Origin of the sequence: Aquimarina sp. BL5 (assembly GCF_003443675.1) — a bacterium.
GTDB lineage: Bacteria > Bacteroidota > Bacteroidia > Flavobacteriales > Flavobacteriaceae > Aquimarina.
Window position 1 is genome coordinate 5,563,934 of record NZ_CP031963.1, and the last position, 16,868, is coordinate 5,580,801.

Genomic DNA, 16,868 nt, shown 5'->3' on the forward strand with positions numbered 1-16,868 from the left:
AAAAATGGAGAGAGAATGTTATACCATATCAGTATATACTGAAAATAATATAGGATTGTTGAATAGAATATCAGCAATCTTCCTGAAACGTCATATTAATTTAGATAGTATGACAGCATCTGTTTCAGAAATTAAAGATGTTTTTCGATTTACAATTGTAGTAAAAATAACCGAAGAACAGGTTAAGAAATTGGTAGGTCAGATAGAAAAGCAAATCGAGGTTATTAAAGCGTTTTATCATAAAGATGATGAAACGATTTATCAGGAAACTGCTTTGTTTAAAGTAGCATCAAAACTTCTGTTTGAAGAAAGGCAAATACAAAATGTTATAAAAGAAAGTAATTCAAACATTGTCACGGTAACCCCAGAGTTTTTTGTTTTGGAAAAAACAGGAAGACGTAAAGAGGTGGAAGAGTTGTATGATAAATTAGAACCTTATGGGTTAATGCAATTTGTACGCTCAGGAAGAATTGCTGTTACAAAAGAAAAAATGCATATATCAAAAATAATAGAAAGTTTTGGAGTAGAGACTGTGTAAGGGATAGTAACGGCATCTTTTTCTACGTCAGTTCGAGTGTCCGCCCAAGGCGGATGTATCGAGAACCAGTAGAAAAGATATAGTGAATAGCCCGATCCGCCTCAGGCGGAATACACCAAAAGAAAAATAAACAACTAAAATCAAAATTAAATAGATTTCCGTGTAAACGGAAGTAACCACAAATTAAGAAGGAAATGGCAAATTATTTTAATACGCTATCATTAAGAGATCAATTAACACAATTAGGAAAATGTAGATTTATGGACTCCTCTGAGTTTACGGACGGAGTTGAAGCACTTAAAGGGAAAAAAATTGTCATAGTAGGTTGCGGAGCACAAGGACTGAATCAAGGATTGAATATGAGAGATTCTGGATTGGATATTTCATATACACTTCGTGAAGCTGCGATCAAAGAACAAAGACAATCTTATAAGAATGCTACTGATAATGGTTTTGCTGTGGGAACTTATGAAGAATTAGTCCCTAATGCAGATGTAGTGATCAACCTTACACCGGATAAGCAACATACTCAGGTAGTAAACACGGTGATGCCTTTAATGAAAAAAGGAGCAACATTATCGTATTCGCATGGATTTAATATTGTAGAAGAAGGAATGCAGGTTAGAGAGGATCTTACTGTAATTATGGTAGCACCAAAATGTCCTGGTTCTGAGGTTAGAGAAGAGTACAAAAGAGGGTTTGGAGTACCAACGCTTATAGCAGTACATCCAGAGAATGATCCTCAAGGTCACGGATTAGCTCAGGCAAAGGCATATGCAGTAGGAACTGGTGGTGATAGAGCAGGAGTATTAGAGTCTTCTTTTGTTGCAGAAGTGAAATCTGATCTTATGGGTGAGCAAACAATTCTTTGTGGGCTTTTACAGACAGGTTCTATTCTTTGTTTTGATAAGATGGTAGAAAAGGGAATCGATGCAGGATACGCTTCTAAATTAATTCAATATGGATGGGAAACCATTACAGAAGGATTGAAATATGGAGGTATTACAAATATGATGGATAGATTATCAAATCCTTCGAAAATAAAAGCATTCGAGCTTTCTGAAGAGTTAAAAGATATTATGCGTCCATTGTTCCAAAAGCATATGGATGATATTATCGGTGGTCATTTTTCTAAAACGATGATGGAAGATTGGGCAAACGATGATAAAAACTTGTTGTCCTGGAGAGCCGCAACCGGTGAAACAGCATTTGAAAAAACACCAGCTGGTAACGTAGAAATTTCTGAACAGGAATTTTATGATAATGGAGTATTAATGGTTGCTATGGTAAGAGCAGGAGTAGAACTTGCTTTTGAAGCAATGACTTCATCCGGTATTATCGAAGAATCTGCTTATTATGAATCCTTACATGAAACTCCACTCATAGCTAATACGATTGCACGTAAGAAGTTATTCGAAATGAACAGAGTAATTTCGGATACTGCAGAGTATGGATGTTATTTGTTTGATCATGCGTGTAAACCTTTATTAGGTGATTTTATGAAAAAGATTGATACAGATGTGATCGGTAAATCTTATGATGTAGGTAAAAGTAATGGAGTAGATAATGCAAAGTTAATTGAAGTAAATGCAGCATTAAGAAATCATCCTATAGAAATAGTAGGGGCAAGATTAAGAGCTTCTATGACGGCCATGAAGCCAATAGTGTAATTTATAATTTATTTGTCTAGCTGGGTCTGTCGAAGTTTTTTTGAGATGTGTATTGTGTAATCTTTGATGGACTCAGACTAGAGAAATTGTTGATCACTTTTTTTGTATACTATTTGTGGTGATTGTTTTTAAAAGTCATATGAAATGAATGATCTTGTTGTGGCTTATAAGCCCGCCATTTATAATTTAATAGAAGAAAAGTCTAGAGAGATCGGTTTTACCATGCCATCCGATCTTTATGTTGGATCTTTGTTGAAAACATTAATATCTTCAAAACCTAAATCTAATATATTAGAATTAGGAACTGGAATTGGTTTGTCATTGTCTTGGATGATTGATGGAATGGATTCAGAATCAAAACTGATAACAATAGATAATGATCCGACTTTAATAAGTATTGCTCAGGATTTTTTTGGTAACGATCATAGAGTATCCATTGTTTGTGAAGATGGAACAAAATGGTTGCGAACATACAAAGGAAACAAATTTGATTTGGTTTTTGCTGATGCGTGGCCGGGTAAATATAGTGAGATAGATGAAGCGCTGGAATTGATCAAAATTGGTGGTTTTTATGTGGTTGATGATATGAGTGCTCAGGAAAATTGGCCAGATGGACACCAGAAAAATGTAGATCAATTAATAGGATATTTAGAAGGAAGAGAAGATATTTTTTTGACTAAAATGAATTGGTCTACTGGATTAGTTATCGCAGTAAAAAAGTAATAAGAAAAATGAATACAGAAGTAACTACATATTTTCCGGAATTAGAAGATATACAAAAGGCTGCCTCTACTATAAAGGAGGTTTCTATGGTTACTCCCTTAATGAATAGTATTCGTTATTCCAGAATGTACGGTGCTAATGTACTATTAAAAAGAGAAGATCTACAACGAGTTAGGTCTTATAAAATTAGAGGGGCTTTTAATAAGATTAGTTCTCTAACTAAAAAGCAATTTGCTAAGGGTGTTGTATGTGCTAGTGCAGGAAATCATGCCCAAGGTGTCGCTTTTGCTTGTCATCATTTAGAAATACAAGGTACTATTTATATGCCATCTGTAACACCAAAACAAAAGGTAGAACAGACCCAAATGTTTGGTGGAGAATATGTGAAAATTGTTCTAGAAGGGGATACCTTTGATGATGCGTCCAAAGCTGCAAAAGAATTATGTATTAAAGAAGGAAAAACCTTTGTTCATCCGTTTGATGATCCTAAAACTATCGAAGGGCAAGGAACGATAGGATTGGAGATTTTTAAGCAAACTGATGATCCGATTGATTACATTTTTGTAGCAATTGGAGGAGGAGGCCTCGCTTCGGGATTATGTGGAGCAATGAAAGCATTATCTCCTAAAACTAAAATTATTGGTGTAGAACCAAAAGGAGCGCCTTCTATGCTGACTTCGATTCAGCGAAATAAGAATACAGAGATTTTCGATATCGATAAGTTTATTGATGGAGCAGCAGTGCAAAAAGTAGGAGATTTAAATTTTGATATTTGTAAATCTCACTTGTCCGATATGATCACAGTGCCAGAAGGGTTGGTGTGTCAAACTATTTTAGACTTATATAATAGAGATGCTATTGTGGTAGAACCGGCCGGAGCTTTAACGCTGGCAGCTTTAGCAGCTTACAAGGATAAAATAAAAGGTAAAAATGTGGTTTGCATTGTTAGTGGAAGTAATAACGATATCACTCGTACTGCCGAAATTAAAGAACGAGCATTGCTATTTGCAGACCTAAAACATTATTTCATTGTTCGTTTTCCACAAAGAGCAGGAGCGCTGAAACAGTTTGTTGGAGAAATTTTAGGCCCTAATGACGATATTACACATTTTGAATATTCTAAAAAATCAAGCAGAGAAAATGGCCCTGCCGTCGTTGGTATAGAGCTTAAAGATAAAAATGATCTACAACCACTTATTTCTCGTATGAAAAAGCATAACTTCTTTGGGGATTATCTTAATGATAAACCGGATCTTTTTCAGTTTTTGGTTTGATGAGTTTTATTGTTCCAGAAGTCCATCAGCAATCCAATCTTCTACAATATCTATAGTAGCTTGCGGCATTCTTCCTGATTCAGGCATCACGTTAAAAGCGTTTGTTGTAGCGATTCTATTAAACAATCCTCGGTTATTTACTGCATCTACAACTTGATCATATGTCAATAACATCATAATGGCACCTTGATCTAGAGGATCTCCGTGACACTCGATACAATTAGAGTCTATTATGGTTTTTACATGAGCAGTATAGGTAGAGGTTTGTCCTGGAATCGGGTCTGGATCTACAATTACTTCAGGTTCTGTTGGACTATCATCACTGCCACCGCAGCTTAATAAAACAATTGTAAATAACGATAACAATAGCAGTGTTGTTGGGGATTTCATAGTTCTTTTGTTTTTTTTAATATAGCAAATATTCATTGGAATGAGTAAGCTGCTTATTTCACAACTATAACGAAAAGATTATTGATAAATTATAGTGCAAGCTGAACATTGTATTCCTTTAATAGTTCCAGATGATCTTCAAGTTTAAATTCTGATGCTTTAAAACGATCTCTTCTGGCTTTAACATCTTCTTTACGATTGATACTTCTTACAAAACGACGTACGGCTGTTTCATTTTCTAAAACTAAACCTGGAACAGGAACACTTTTTCCTTCAGAGTCTTTCGCAACCATGCTAAAATAACTAGAATTACAATGCTTAACTTTGCCAGTCATAATATTTTCTGATTCTACACGCACTCCAACTACCATAGAAGTAGTACCTACGTTGTTTATAGAAGCTTTCATAGTCACCAGTTCACCAACTTCTATTGGTTTTAGAAAATCTACTTTATCTACACTGGCGGTGACACAATAGGTTTCAGAATGTTTAGATGCGCAGGCAAATGCAATTTGATCCATTAAAGAAAGGATATAACCCCCATGTATTTTTCCGCTAAAATTAGAATGAGAAGGAAGCATTAATTCTGAAATGACAACTCTGGATTGTCTGGCGGTTTTATATTTTTTCATGAGCTATATTTATTATTTTCTAAAATGTGGTGATTCTTCTTCTTCTACATCAGTGACAAAATACTTAGAATCTCCTAACCAAGTAATCGTTGCAAAACGTTCTTTGTATTTCAATTTCACATATCTCCCTTGGAATTCTTCCAGTTTTTTGATGACTTCTTCATTTTTACCTTCAACAGAAAAACTAAATATCTGAGCTCCTGATATTCCTTGACTGATTTCACCTTCCCAGGTTTTAAACATCAAACCTTTATTACTAAACTTAATGAGTTCTCCACTTCGTACACCTTCACTATAAGTAGCAAAATATACGGTGGCATACCAAATACCAAAAAGGATAGTAATGGCTAAAATTATTAGGGCTAATATTTTTTTCATACGTACTTAGTTGATGTTTTTAGAAAGCTTCATATACTTTGGTTACAAATTCGTCAATTTGGCTGGGTTCTAACCATCTAGTTACAATAACCAGATTTTGTTTTTGATCAATTACAATAAAGTTACCACCAAAACCTGCAGCATAGAATAGATGTTCTGGTAAACCTTGCCAATGGCGAGTCCCTTTTTGGTTTAACCACCACATAAATCCATAATTAGCATTAGCTTTAGAAGATTTGGTAGCTTCCGTTATCCAGTTTTTAGAAATCAACTCCTGATTTTTCCATGTTCCATTATTCATAAACAATAACCCAAAACGTGCTTGATCTTTGGTGTTTATAAATAATCCTCCTCCAGAATGTCCACCACCACTTACTGATTGCATTTTAGTGCCATCAATAGTGCCCCAGGAATTATCATAACCGTACCATCGCCATGTCGTTGACGCTCCGATGGGATCCATAATTTTTTCTTTAAGAACTTTTGGTAAGGGCTTCCTCCAAACATTTAGCAACGAATATGCCAATACGTTTACCCGAACATCATTGTATTCGAAAACGGTTCCTGGTTCATTTAATTTCCTGAATTTCCAATCGTTGATGCCTCCTTCTTTTGGCGGACGATCAGCCCAATCATATCCTCCCCATAATTGTCCTGACCAATCCGAAGATTGTGTTAACAAGTGACGCCAGTTTATTTTTTTATTGTGAGCACCATCATAGGTGTGATCCCAGACATAATTATAGGCAAAATCATCTACAGAATTGATCAATTTTTCGTCAATGGCTAATCCAGCAACAGTTGATAAATAACTTTTAGTAACACTAAAAGTCATATCTACACGATCTACATCTCCCCATTTGGCAATGATATATCCATCTTTTAGAATCAAACCGGCAGGAGCACCTCTTTTTTTAGTGGGGCCTAATATTTTATGATAAGGCTCTCTTGCAAAACCTTTTAGTATGGCTAGGCGCAAATCTTTAGATCCTGAATATTCATTGCCTTTAGCATACTGGACAGCTTCGTTAAGTTTAGTAGTATTTATCTTAAATTCCGAAGGGCTTTTTTCGTCCCAGTTTCCACGTTCGGGAAAATAGGTTTGTTGGGCATTTGCAAAATGAAAAGCAATTCCAAAAAGGAATAGTAATATGCAAGTCTTTAAAAATTGGTTTTTCATTTCATCAGTTTTGAGTGATCATTTTATTTTTAACTACTTTTCTTACAGTAATCAGAAAACCTATAGCAAATAATAGGGTGCCTAAAAATGAACCTATTTGCAATATGTATAATATAGTCGCATACTGCTCTGCTCCTAAAAATACATAAAATGCTATTGAAGAACTAGATAGAATAGTGCATAGTGTCATTAATAAACTACCTATCAATAATAGGATTCTTTCTATACTAGAACCCATTTTTCGATAGAAATATATACTAACTACAAAAATAAAAATTTGAGTAATTGAACTAAAAACTCCAATGATGAGATATTTTATGATTTCTAAAAAATCAGGATATGCTTGTTCCATGGATCTGTAGTTTGTTCTATTGATTTATGATGTGGTATCTTCTGTAACACTGTCTATAATTGTTCCCGTTAATGATTTTGTTTTTATGACCTTCTTCATCAAAAGAAATACTCCTATCACAAATAATATGGAACCAATAAATGATAAGATGGAAAGAGCTGTAGATATATAAGAATAGTAATAACCATCCCAACTTTGGTAAACAGAAAGTTGAATAAATAATATCTGGTTAACAACAATGGATAGAAAAAGAATAATATTTCCGATCAGTATCAAAACTCCATCTGTTTTGGAACCTATTTTCATTAAATAATAAATACTGATCACAATAAATATTATTGTCGGTATTGCATAAAATAGTCCTGTCAATAATTGAATTATAACTGGAGCGACATCTGATTCCATAAGTATTTAGATTATATGTTATTTGTATTATCTTCTGAAGCTCGTTTTATAATGGCTTCAGGAAGGGATTTTTTAGCTTTGGCTCCCATCTTTTTAAGTTTTTCTACACTCGTAATTAGATTTCCTCGTCCATCTACTAGTTTGTTCATGGCAGAAGAATAATCCTTTTTAGCGTCATCAATCTTTTTACCAACTCCCGTTAGGTCCTTTACCAACCCTTCGAATTTATCATATAACGCTCCTGCTTGTCTGGCAATTTCGATAGCGTTTCGTTGTTGTTTTTCATTGTTCCACATCGTATCGATGGTTCTCAAGGTGGCCAAAAGTGTAGCAGGAGTTACAATGACTATGTTTTTCTCAAAAGCTTGATTGTATAATTTACTGTCTTCATTAATAGCAATAGCAAATGCTGGTTCTATCGGTACAAAAAGCAATACAAAATCAGGAGATTCTATATCGTATAAATCCTGATAATTTTTCTCAGAAAGTTGATCTATATGACGTTTTAAAGAAGTGATATGTTCTTTTAGATATGTTGTTCTAAGATCTTCATCATCTTCATTTACATAACGTTCATAAGCTGTTAGTGTTACTTTAGAATCGATCACCATTTTCTTACTATCGGGTAAGTGAATTACAACATCCGGTAATACACGTTGACCATCGGCAGTAGTAAAGCTTTGCTGGACAAAATATTCTCGGTCCTTCTCCAGTCCGGATTTTTCTAAGACGCGTTCTAAGACCAATTCTCCCCAGTTTCCTTGCATCTTACTATCACCTTTTAAAGCTTTTGTAAGATTAGTAGCCTCCTTGCTCATTTGTTCATTAAGATCTTTTAACCCTAAAATTTGCTGACGCAAAGCCGCGTGATAATCGATACTTTCTTTATGAGTTTGTTCTACTTTTTTCTCAAACATATTGATCTTTTCCTGAAGCGGATTGAGGATGTTTTTTATATTTTCTTTATTCTGTTCAGTGAATTTATTAGATTTCTCATCCAGAATTTTATTTGCCAGATTTTCGAATTCTTTAGTGAACTTTTCCTGTAATTTTTCTACTTCGTCTTTTTGTTCCTGGTTTTTGAGTTGTAGGTTTTCAAACTCTGCATTACGACGAGTCAATTCTGTATTGAGGAAATCTTTTTCTCTTCGGATTTCTTCTCTTTCTTTAGAAATGTCAGAAAGTTGTTTTTCTAAGGATTGTTTATAGGCTTCTTGTTGTTGTTTGGTAAATTCCAATTGCTGATCCGCTGCTTTTTTAGCTTCATCAAACTGTAGTTGTAGTTGATTGGCTCGTTCGTTTAATGCACTCTGATCACTTTTGTTTTTCAGCGAAGCTACGTATTTGCCAATAAAAAAACCGATGATGATTGCAGCCACCGCCACAAGAAGCAATATGTATTCTGACATGTAATTTTTTGTTTACTCGATTATCGAGATTTTAGTTTTTAGAGATTTTCCTCGAGGTTAAAAATTAACTTCCTTTAATTGCTTAGAAATCCACCTCAAGGGTTATTGCTTCAAAGATAAAAATTTACTCAGTATTACTCGATGAGAAGCACTTCTAAATAATTAAATTATAATTGTTCCTCCAGATCTTTTAGCGTTTTCAGAATATTTACTAAATGCCTTTCGGAGTGGTTACGCATGATAAATTCAAAATACCAAATAGCATCAACTTCGCTAGTGTTTTGGAATCGCCATTGTACTTCCATTAAATCTTTAATGATATCAGATAAATCATCATTCGCATCACCGAGTCCATTATCTGGTTTTATCATATCAAAAGGATCTAATACCGTTTGGTAAAATCCTAATTTCGGAAAATTAGAACGAATGGTATTTGATATTTTTTCGAAATTAAATTCGGGAGCTTCAGGATATTCTTCTTCATCAATTGGAACATTTCCTTCTAAAGCTAGGTATTCCTGATATAATGATATCAATGATTTTTTTAAAACAAGTTCTTTGTTTTTAATAGGGAGTTTTGGAGTGGCTCCCCATTGGATAATAGGCTCTATGATTCCTAATAATGTATTCATTATAAATTTTGTTTAATGCCTCACTTTGTAACTTCCGGTTTCTGGATCGAACAAAATCAGGTCTTCTGGGAACAAAGAAGAAAAAGCCCGACATTGTATCAATTCTTTAGGACGACCAAACTCAAAACCTTCGGTATTCATCACAATCATTTTATCACATAACTGTATCGCAAAGTCAATTTCGTGTGTAGAGAATAAAATAGTTTTTTGTGTTTCGAAAGCTAAACGTTTTAAGAGTTTTAGAATGTATGCCTTATGATAGACATCTAGATGTGTGGTTGGCTCATCTAGCATAATAAAAGGTGTGTCCTGAGCAATCGCACGAGCGATGAGAACTTTTTGTAACTGTCCATCACTTAACTCAAAACATCGTCTATCTACTAATTCAGTGATATGTGTAACTTCTATAGCTTTACGGACTTTTTCTATGTCCTCTTCTAGCAATTTCCCAACCCAATTGGTATAAGGTTGTCTTCCTAGAGCAACAAGTTCTTGTACTGTTAGGTTTTTTGAAGCAATTTGCTCCGTAAGAACAATACTTAATTGAGAAGCTAATTCAGAAGTTTTATAAGTTTTGATTTCTTTATCAGATAAAAATATATCTCCACGAAGTGCCGGTTGTACTTTGGATAACGTACGGAGCAAGGTAGATTTTCCAATTCCATTAGCACCGACCAATCCTACCAGTTCTCCTTCATATAATTTCAGATTGATATCCGCCGCAACAACCTCTAAATTGTTTTTATGGCGATAACCGATCGAGAGATCTTCAGTTCTAAGAACGACATTTTGATTTTCAGTATCTAATGGCTCTATTTCCATAATTCTGTTTAGTACTTAGTGTTATTTTCTAAAACAACATTTTTCGCTTTCTTACTAATAACCAAATCACTACTGGAGCACCAATCAATGAAGTAATAGCATTAATAGGTAAGGTATATTCTGTGCCAGGTAATTGGGAAATGGTATCACAAACTAACATGATAATACTTCCGAATAATATAACTGCCGGAATTAATGTTTTATGATCCGATGTGTGAAATAATTGTCTTGTTAAATGAGGTACAGCTAATCCTATAAAAGCAATTGGACCCGCAAAAGCAGTAATACTTCCTGCTAACAAACCGGTAGCAAGTATAATCAGTAAACGACTTTTTTTGATATTCAACCCTAAGCTACGCGCATAATTTTCTCCTAACAATAATGTATTTAAAGGTTTTATAGCAAATATCGCTAGTATCATTCCGATTATTGCGATCACAGAAAATATCAATAAATCGGTCCAGGATAAATTTCCTAAACTTCCAAATCCCCAAAAAACATAACGTTGTAATTGTTCTGCAGGAGCAAAGTAGGAGAGTACACTTACTATAGCGGCAGTGATACTACCGAACATTAAACCAATAATTAGGATTGCCATAGTGTCTCGTACTCGAGAAGAAACCAACATTACCATAAAAAGGACTAAAACACTGCCCATACTGGCGGCAATAACTAGACCCCAATTGGATACTAAAAACAATGCTGTAGAACCACCGATTAAAGCGCTTCCTAGAATTAGTAAAGCAACACCAAGACTTGCTCCAGAACTAATTCCTAAAACAAAAGGCCCCGCTAATGGGTTTCTGAATAATGTTTGCATTAATAGTCCCGATACCCCTAAACCACTTCCTACGATGATTGCTGTGATTGCTTTAGGTAATCGATAATCTATAATAATATGTCTCCAGGATTCTTTTTCGACAGTGGCTCCAACTAAACTTTTTATGGTATCAAGCCAAGGAATAAGTACAGATCCTAAACTAATGTTCGTAACAAAACATAGTAACAATACTATGATAATGACGATAAATACACTTTTATATGATTTGTTTGGGGTCAACTAGTTTAGTTTTTCGAAAAAATAAGGTTCGTAATCTGTTAATAGTTCGGGATGTGCAATTTGGATGATATCTTTAAGAATCAAATCCGGACGCATGGGACCTAATTCATAGTACATCAACCCACCCTTTGCACCAGTTTTTAATGTTGAAGAATATACGGTTTTATTTTTAAATGCTTCAAAAAAGGTATATCGATTGTTCTTTCCTTTTAGTTCCTCTAGTGACGTAGAAGACCCTGAACCAATCCAAAATTGGGCATTTTGAGCTTTTTCTAATACACTTTCAAAATTTAATCCAATACTTCCTGTTTTTTTAGTTTCTGCCCATAAATAATTTGTGTTGGCATCTTTTAAAAATTTAGCAACATAACTATCTCCTCCGGGTACATGCCAAACATCTTTAAACATATTACCTGATAAAACAGTAGGGGTTGTTGTAGCATTGTTAGCTAAGGTAGCAGCATCGTTATAGTCTTTCTCAATTTTTTTAAAAATACTATCCGCTTGTTGTTCTTTATTATAAAAAGCACCAACAAATTTTATCCACTCGGCACGCCCTAATGGATGCTGCTCCATCCAAGAACCATTCATAACTACCGGAATTCCTGTTTTTTCAAGAAGATCATATGTTTTTATATCTCCTGTAGCAGAATATCCAATAATTAGCTCTGGCGCTAGTTCTAGCGTAAGTTCTGTGTTTAAATGACCATTATTTCCTAATTCTATAATGGTTCCATTATCAACCAAAGTTCTGGTTTTTTCTGAAGAAATATAATCACAATGAGGAAAACCGATGAGTTTGTTTTCTAATCCCAGATACTCTAACATAGGTATATCAGTGGTAGAAGTAACCACAGTTTTATCTACCGGGACTTCTATAAAAGAAGCCTTACCGTTTATAGTTGGTTTTTCTGATCCTTTAGGATGTAAAATATATGTGAAAGTACTTTTAGCATCAGGCCAAGGGGATGTAATGCTAATTTCTTTATAAGTTTTATGATTTTGAATAGTAAAACCAGTAGCGTAGTCAATCTTTTGATCTTCAAGTTTCTCAACACTTATAGGAATAACTACTTTCTTCTCTTGTTTACAGGATAGAATAGAAGCAACTAGTAATAATAGAATTATATAATTCTTCATATGATTTTTGAATATTTGTCAAACTTCGATATTTTTTTGAAAACCTACTATGATTTACCGTTAATTTGTGTTTTTAAATATAGCGATATGTCATTTTTATGTTCTTGGAGTGGGGGAAAAGATAGTTGTTATGCTATGCATATGGCTTTGGATAAAGGGTATAAACCTTCTGTTTTATTAAACGTGTTAAATGAATACGGAGATCGGTCTCGTTCTCACGGAATACCGAAAGTTATACTGGAAACTCAGGCAGATTCTATGAAATTACCAATTCACTTTTTTGAAAGTACCTGGAATGATTATGAAAAATTATACATTAAGAATTTAAAATCATTAACCAATATGTATAATTTGAAATCTGCTGTATTTGGAGATATCGATATTCAGTCACATAGAGAATGGGAAGAAAAAGTGTCTATGGCAGCTGGTCTAAAGGCGATACTACCTATCTGGCAACAATCCAGAAAACAATTGGTATTGGATATGATTGATTATGGGATTGAAGCCATCATAGTTTCCTGCAATAAAACCTTAGGACCGGATTTCTTGGGAAGAACAATTGATCAGGAGCTTATTAAAGATTTAGAAGCGCTAGATGTAGATGCTTGTGGAGAAAATGGAGAATATCATACATTGGTAACAAATGCTCCGCTTTTTTCGCAACGATTAAATGTCCAAGTAATTGGTAAGGAAACATCCTCTAACTACAATTTTGCTTCGCTAAGGATTGATTAGATTTTAATGACATCTCCATAATTTATTTTGATGCTAAAGGAGTCTTTGAGCGCTATTTGCCGAATATAAGAAAGCAATGCCCGTATTGGTCCTGCATGAGCGATAATTATAATTTTTTCTGAAGAAGAATGATCTAGAGAATTATAAAACTCCAACATTCTTTCCTGTAGCATCACATAAGATTCGCCGTTAGGAACCTGTACATTTACAAAGTCTTCCATCCAGGGGTTTAGCGTTAATGGAGAAATATCATTCCACGTTTTTAGTTCCCAATCGCCAAAATCAAGTTCTTTAAGTCTGTTGTCAAAAGTGATTGGGATGTCAAAGGTTTCTGCTAATAGTTTACAACGTTGTAAAGGACTACAGTATATTTTTGAAATTTCTTTTATTGGAATTTGGTTATGGATTTTTATAACTTCAGATCCAAAAGTATCTGTTATACCCAGATCACTCTGCCCGTAACAAATTCCTTTTTCGATATTAGGAGTGGTGTGTCTTACCAGATATATTTCCATAAAGCGATGATACTAAGATAAAATATTACTTCACTAAGCTGCTGCACTGCTCCAGCGCAATCACCTGTTTGACCACCGATCCATTTTTTGAATTTTGCAGCTAAAAACATTTTAGATAGATACATCGGTATTAGTGTTAAAAATATGAATGGGTTTAGGAATAAAAACAGAGGAACAATTCCGAAGAAACCACTCATCAAAAGCATAGAAATACTCATGCTTTTTGCAGCAGGTTTCGCTTTGCTATCGTCTGTGTCGCGCACATACGGATGTGTGAATATAAGCGTGGTTGCTATAAATCGACTGAGACTGTGCCCAGCAATTATCACTATAGGAATATAAAAGACTTCTACTTCTCGTAATGCTAAAAACTTGATGGCAAGTATTAATAGAATTCCGACAGTACCATAGGTTCCTAGTCTAGAATCTTTCATGATAAATAGAATCTTCTCTTTGGTCCATCCACCACCAAAACCATCACAGACATCGGCAAACCCATCTTCATGAAAAGCTCCGGTTGTATAAATTGTAGCAAACATAGAAAGTAGTAAAGCAATTTCTATGGAAAAGATATAAGAGAATCCATAAAAAAAACTGGCACCAATACTTCCAACAAGTATGCCTACTAACGGAAAATATTTCGAGCTTTTACGCAAATATTGTGGATCGTGATTTACCCACTTCGGACAAGGAATTCGAGTAAAAAACATAAGAGCAGTAAAAAATATATGAATCTCTTTTTTCATGAATACAAGCTCTCTAAAAATTTAATTAATTAGGATATCTAAACCCGAGTCTTCAATAGTATATTTCCAAAAAGGGATAAAAGCAGTAATACATAAAACAATTGCTACGGCCATTCCTGCTAATCCTATTTTGCTTTTCTTTAAAAAGGATATAATACCCAGATAAAAACTCAACAGTGAAATACAGACTAAAACAATCTTGAATAGTTTTTTAAACGAAACTAAATCATTAATAAAAACAAATTGAATCTCTTTTCCAACAATTACGTTATAGTATATTTCGTGAAGTAATGTATTGTATTTATACACAAAGAAAAAACCTATTGTAGAAATTAATATGGATAAGACACCTTTTTTCATTGTAATGATTAATTATTCATTGGTAGCTACTTCGGCTTCTTCAAAACTTGCCATATTATTTAAGAATGTAACTGCAGATTCTAGAATAGGATAAGCAACTGCTACTCCAGTACCTTCACCTAGTCGCATGCCTAGAGATAATAGAGGTTTCTTTCCGAGGAAGTTTAGCATTTTTTGATGACCTTGTTCTTCGGATGTATGGGCAAAAATACAATAGTCCAGTACATTTTCATTGATTGCATATGCTGATAAAAGCGCAGCTGTAACTATAAAACCATCAATGATAACAGTCATTTTTAATGCTGCCGCCTTTAGTATTGCTCCAGTAATCATAGCAATTTCAAAGCCACCAAAACTAGCTAAGGCTTCTACTGGCGTATTTGGAAAGTGTTTCTTAAAAACGGTTTCCAGAATATTTTGCTTTATTTTTATTGCTTCTCCTTGAGCCCCTGTTCCTGCACCAACGCATTCGATTATAGGTGTTTTGGTAAAATGTGCCATTAATAATGCAGCTGCAGATGAATTTCCAATTCCCATCTCGCCAAATCCTATAACGTTACATCCATTTTGAAATGTTTCTAAAACGATGGTAGCCCCTTTATCAATAGCTGTATTACACTGATCAATCGACATTGCAGGTTCTGTCTGATAGTTTTTAGTGCCATAAGCTACTTTAGCATCAATGAGTCCTTTTATATTATTAAAATTGTGATTGACACCAGCATCTATGATTCTTAGATTAATATTATTCTGATCGCACAATGAATTAATAGCGGCTCCACCGCTAAGGAAATTATAGACCATTTGCTGCGTCACTATCTGAGGATAAGGATTGACTTCGCCTTTTTCGGCAATACCATGATCACCTACAAAAACAAGTATGCTCGGTTTTTGTAATATAGGATGCTTAGTATTTTGAATTAGTCCTATTTGTAATGCAATTTTTTCTAATATACCTAAAGAACCAAGAGGTTTGGTTTTTAGGTTAATCTTATGTTGAATTGTATTCTCTAACGATTTGTCTAATGGAGTAATATCAAAACTCATTTATTTTATTTTTACTGGTATTCCGGATACCATTAGTATTGCTTGATCAGCTTGCTTAGCAATATGCTGATTCATCCAGCCTTGTAATTCGGTAAACTTTCTGCCTATTTCAGTGGTTGCGTGAACACCCATTCCGATTTCATTGGATATGATGATAACAGTTGCATTGATTTTCAGAAGTTGATTAAATTCTGTTTTTGCTTGAGATAGAGAAAGTTCAATATCATTTTTAGTATCCACAAAAAAATTGGTAAGCCATAGCGTTACACAATCGATAACGACAACCGCATCTTTTTTTATTACTTTAGATAGTTTTTTTTCTTCCTCAATGGAGGTCCACCTACTATCGCGATCTGCAATATGCCGATCAATACGTTTTCGATGATTGCCATCCCAAACCCTTGATGTAGCTATGTATGTTGGACTGTCTGAAAGTTCTAAGGCAAGATTCTGAGCATAGCTGCTTTTGCCTGAACGCTCTCCACCAGTAATGTAATACAACATATGTAATAGGTTTTAAAGAGCGCAAAGATACTAGTAAAAGTAATTTATTCGGTAAAGCGAATGCATTTTCGAAGAAATATGATACATTCGCGCAGAATTTTGGTTCTGACACACTTTTCATAGTGTGAAGGATTAAAAGGGAATCAGGTGAATGAATTCTGAATTTAGAATTAATAAATCCTGAGCTGTTCCCGCAACTGTAAGCTGTGTTCGTCTATGACGGATGTTTGTTATTAATTCTTTATAACCACTGTACGCCTCTGGCGGATGGGAAGGTAAATAACAAGACGCAAGCCAGGAGACCTGCCTAATTCATTATGTTAAACTTTCGGGATAGAAGTTTAGGTATGGGTAAA

The 16,868-nt window shown here is 34.4% G+C and carries 21 protein-coding genes and 1 riboswitch; of the genes, 5 read left to right on the forward strand and 16 right to left on the reverse strand.

Features of this window, described 5'->3' with window-relative positions; all coding sequences use genetic code 11:
• Nucleotides 1–4: 4 nt before the first annotated feature.
• The 4 genes from ilvN (at nt 5) to ilvA (ending at nt 4,205) form a co-directional block, all read left to right on the forward strand.
• On the forward strand, nt 5–538 hold the full coding sequence (gene ilvN / locus D1818_RS23400; protein ID WP_118462427.1) for an acetolactate synthase small subunit: 534 nt from the start codon (nt 5–7) through the stop codon (nt 536–538).
• A gap of 194 nt (nt 539–732) precedes the next feature.
• Entirely contained in the window at nt 733–2,208 is a 1,476-nt protein-coding gene (gene ilvC, locus D1818_RS23405) for a ketol-acid reductoisomerase (protein WP_118462429.1), read from the forward strand.
• Between the two features lie 144 nt (nt 2,209–2,352).
• A complete protein-coding gene (locus D1818_RS23410) occupies nt 2,353–2,931 on the forward strand; it encodes an O-methyltransferase (RefSeq protein WP_118462431.1) in 579 nt (192 codons plus the stop codon).
• 8 nt (nt 2,932–2,939) lie between these two features.
• Nucleotides 2,940–4,205 carry a threonine ammonia-lyase gene (gene ilvA / locus D1818_RS23415; protein ID WP_118462433.1) on the forward strand — a complete coding sequence of 422 codons (1,266 nt, stop codon included), beginning with the start codon at nt 2,940–2,942 and terminating at the stop codon, nt 4,203–4,205.
• Nucleotides 4,206–4,211: 6 nt separating this feature from the next.
• Here the strand turns inward: ilvA and D1818_RS23420 are convergent, their stop codons facing one another.
• The 11 genes from D1818_RS23420 to D1818_RS23470 form a co-directional block, all read right to left on the reverse strand.
• The gene (locus tag D1818_RS23420; protein WP_118462435.1) at nt 4,212–4,595 is read right to left on the reverse strand and encodes a hypothetical protein; all 384 of its coding nucleotides are present in this window, start codon (nt 4,593–4,595) and stop codon (nt 4,212–4,214) included.
• 89 nt (nt 4,596–4,684) lie between these two features.
• Entirely contained in the window at nt 4,685–5,227 is a 543-nt protein-coding gene (locus D1818_RS23425; RefSeq protein WP_118462437.1) for an acyl-CoA thioesterase, read from the reverse strand.
• Between the two features lie 12 nt (nt 5,228–5,239).
• Complete coding sequence (locus D1818_RS23430) at nt 5,240–5,605, reverse strand: 6-phosphogluconate dehydrogenase (RefSeq protein ID WP_118462439.1); 366 nt, start codon at nt 5,603–5,605, stop codon at nt 5,240–5,242.
• A 19-nt stretch (nt 5,606–5,624) separates the two neighbouring features.
• Nucleotides 5,625–6,785 carry a serine hydrolase gene (locus D1818_RS23435; protein WP_118462441.1) on the reverse strand — a complete coding sequence of 387 codons (1,161 nt, stop codon included), beginning with the start codon at nt 6,783–6,785 and terminating at the stop codon, nt 5,625–5,627.
• A gap of 4 nt (nt 6,786–6,789) precedes the next feature.
• Entirely contained in the window at nt 6,790–7,137 is a 348-nt protein-coding gene (locus D1818_RS23440) for a hypothetical protein (protein WP_118462443.1), read from the reverse strand.
• Nucleotides 7,138–7,161: 24 nt separating this feature from the next.
• The gene (locus D1818_RS23445) at nt 7,162–7,542 is read right to left on the reverse strand and encodes a hypothetical protein (protein WP_118462445.1); all 381 of its coding nucleotides are present in this window, start codon (nt 7,540–7,542) and stop codon (nt 7,162–7,164) included.
• Between the two features lie 11 nt (nt 7,543–7,553).
• Nucleotides 7,554–8,951, reverse strand: coding sequence for a DNA recombination protein RmuC (gene rmuC / locus D1818_RS23450; protein WP_118462447.1), 1,398 nt, complete (start codon nt 8,949–8,951; stop codon nt 7,554–7,556).
• Nucleotides 8,952–9,118: 167 nt separating this feature from the next.
• Nucleotides 9,119–9,583, reverse strand: a complete 465-nt coding sequence (locus D1818_RS23455) for a DUF5063 domain-containing protein (RefSeq protein WP_118462449.1) — start codon at nt 9,581–9,583, stop codon at nt 9,119–9,121.
• 12 nt (nt 9,584–9,595) lie between these two features.
• Entirely contained in the window at nt 9,596–10,405 is an 810-nt protein-coding gene (locus tag D1818_RS23460; protein ID WP_118462451.1) for an ABC transporter ATP-binding protein, read from the reverse strand.
• 28 nt (nt 10,406–10,433) lie between these two features.
• On the reverse strand, nt 10,434–11,465 hold the full coding sequence (locus D1818_RS23465) for an iron ABC transporter permease (protein ID WP_118462453.1): 1,032 nt from the start codon (nt 11,463–11,465) through the stop codon (nt 10,434–10,436).
• Nucleotides 11,466–12,605 carry an ABC transporter substrate-binding protein gene (locus D1818_RS23470; RefSeq protein WP_118462455.1) on the reverse strand — a complete coding sequence of 380 codons (1,140 nt, stop codon included), beginning with the start codon at nt 12,603–12,605 and terminating at the stop codon, nt 11,466–11,468.
• An 87-nt stretch (nt 12,606–12,692) separates the two neighbouring features.
• Here D1818_RS23470 and D1818_RS23475 point away from each other — a divergent pair, with 87 nt between their 5' ends.
• Nucleotides 12,693–13,340, forward strand: a complete 648-nt coding sequence (locus D1818_RS23475; RefSeq protein ID WP_118464069.1) for a diphthine--ammonia ligase — start codon at nt 12,693–12,695, stop codon at nt 13,338–13,340.
• On the opposite strand, the gene cobC is transcribed toward D1818_RS23475, so the two are convergent.
• Genes cobC through D1818_RS23500 form a run of 5 tightly spaced genes read right to left on the reverse strand, consistent with a single transcriptional unit; the run spans nt 13,337 to nt 16,512 of the window.
• Entirely contained in the window at nt 13,337–13,855 is a 519-nt protein-coding gene (cobC, locus tag D1818_RS23480) for an alpha-ribazole phosphatase (protein ID WP_118462457.1), read from the reverse strand. The two genes, D1818_RS23475 and cobC, sit on opposite strands and share 4 nt — an antisense overlap.
• Nucleotides 13,837–14,601 (reverse strand): adenosylcobinamide-GDP ribazoletransferase, encoded by a 765-nt coding sequence (locus D1818_RS23485; protein WP_118462459.1) that lies wholly within the window; start codon nt 14,599–14,601, stop codon nt 13,837–13,839. Before D1818_RS23485 ends, cobC begins: the two co-directional genes overlap by 19 nt.
• Nucleotides 14,602–14,622: 21 nt before the next feature.
• Complete coding sequence (locus D1818_RS23490) at nt 14,623–14,961, reverse strand: hypothetical protein (RefSeq protein ID WP_118462461.1); 339 nt, start codon at nt 14,959–14,961, stop codon at nt 14,623–14,625.
• A 12-nt stretch (nt 14,962–14,973) separates the two neighbouring features.
• Nucleotides 14,974–16,008 (reverse strand): nicotinate-nucleotide--dimethylbenzimidazole phosphoribosyltransferase, encoded by a 1,035-nt coding sequence (cobT, locus tag D1818_RS23495; protein ID WP_118462463.1) that lies wholly within the window; start codon nt 16,006–16,008, stop codon nt 14,974–14,976.
• On the reverse strand, nt 16,009–16,512 hold the full coding sequence (locus D1818_RS23500; RefSeq protein WP_118462465.1) for a bifunctional adenosylcobinamide kinase/adenosylcobinamide-phosphate guanylyltransferase: 504 nt from the start codon (nt 16,510–16,512) through the stop codon (nt 16,009–16,011).
• 83 nt (nt 16,513–16,595) lie between these two features.
• A riboswitch (cobalamin riboswitch) is annotated at nt 16,596–16,838 on the forward strand.
• Nucleotides 16,839–16,868: the final 30 nt, after the last annotated feature.

Coding starts and splice junctions, on each gene's coding strand:
- D1818_RS23460 (WP_118462451.1), bottom strand. CDS start 10,405: ATGGAAATAGAGCCATTAGATACTGAAAATCAAAATGTCGTTCTTAGA.
- D1818_RS23475 (WP_118464069.1), top strand. CDS start 12,693: ATGTCATTTTTATGTTCTTGGAGTGGGGGAAAAGATAGTTGTTATGCT.
- D1818_RS23435 (WP_118462441.1), bottom strand. CDS start 6,785: ATGAAAAACCAATTTTTAAAGACTTGCATATTACTATTCCTTTTTGGA.
- D1818_RS23420 (WP_118462435.1), bottom strand. CDS start 4,595: ATGAAATCCCCAACAACACTGCTATTGTTATCGTTATTTACAATTGTT.
- D1818_RS23410 (WP_118462431.1), top strand. CDS start 2,353: ATGAATGATCTTGTTGTGGCTTATAAGCCCGCCATTTATAATTTAATA.
- D1818_RS23500 (WP_118462465.1), bottom strand. CDS start 16,512: ATGTTGTATTACATTACTGGTGGAGAGCGTTCAGGCAAAAGCAGCTAT.
- D1818_RS23430 (WP_118462439.1), bottom strand. CDS start 5,605: ATGAAAAAAATATTAGCCCTAATAATTTTAGCCATTACTATCCTTTTT.
- cobT (WP_118462463.1), bottom strand. CDS start 16,008: ATGAGTTTTGATATTACTCCATTAGACAAATCGTTAGAGAATACAATT.
- D1818_RS23445 (WP_118462445.1), bottom strand. CDS start 7,542: ATGGAATCAGATGTCGCTCCAGTTATAATTCAATTATTGACAGGACTA.
- D1818_RS23485 (WP_118462459.1), bottom strand. CDS start 14,601: ATGAAAAAAGAGATTCATATATTTTTTACTGCTCTTATGTTTTTTACT.
- cobC (WP_118462457.1), bottom strand. CDS start 13,855: ATGGAAATATATCTGGTAAGACACACCACTCCTAATATCGAAAAAGGA.
- D1818_RS23455 (WP_118462449.1), bottom strand. CDS start 9,583: ATGAATACATTATTAGGAATCATAGAGCCTATTATCCAATGGGGAGCC.
- ilvC (WP_118462429.1), top strand. CDS start 733: ATGGCAAATTATTTTAATACGCTATCATTAAGAGATCAATTAACACAA.
- D1818_RS23470 (WP_118462455.1), bottom strand. CDS start 12,605: ATGAAGAATTATATAATTCTATTATTACTAGTTGCTTCTATTCTATCC.
- D1818_RS23425 (WP_118462437.1), bottom strand. CDS start 5,227: ATGAAAAAATATAAAACCGCCAGACAATCCAGAGTTGTCATTTCAGAA.
- D1818_RS23490 (WP_118462461.1), bottom strand. CDS start 14,961: ATGAAAAAAGGTGTCTTATCCATATTAATTTCTACAATAGGTTTTTTC.
- rmuC (WP_118462447.1), bottom strand. CDS start 8,951: ATGTCAGAATACATATTGCTTCTTGTGGCGGTGGCTGCAATCATCATC.
- ilvA (WP_118462433.1), top strand. CDS start 2,940: ATGAATACAGAAGTAACTACATATTTTCCGGAATTAGAAGATATACAA.
- D1818_RS23440 (WP_118462443.1), bottom strand. CDS start 7,137: ATGGAACAAGCATATCCTGATTTTTTAGAAATCATAAAATATCTCATC.
- ilvN (WP_118462427.1), top strand. CDS start 5: ATGGAGAGAGAATGTTATACCATATCAGTATATACTGAAAATAATATA.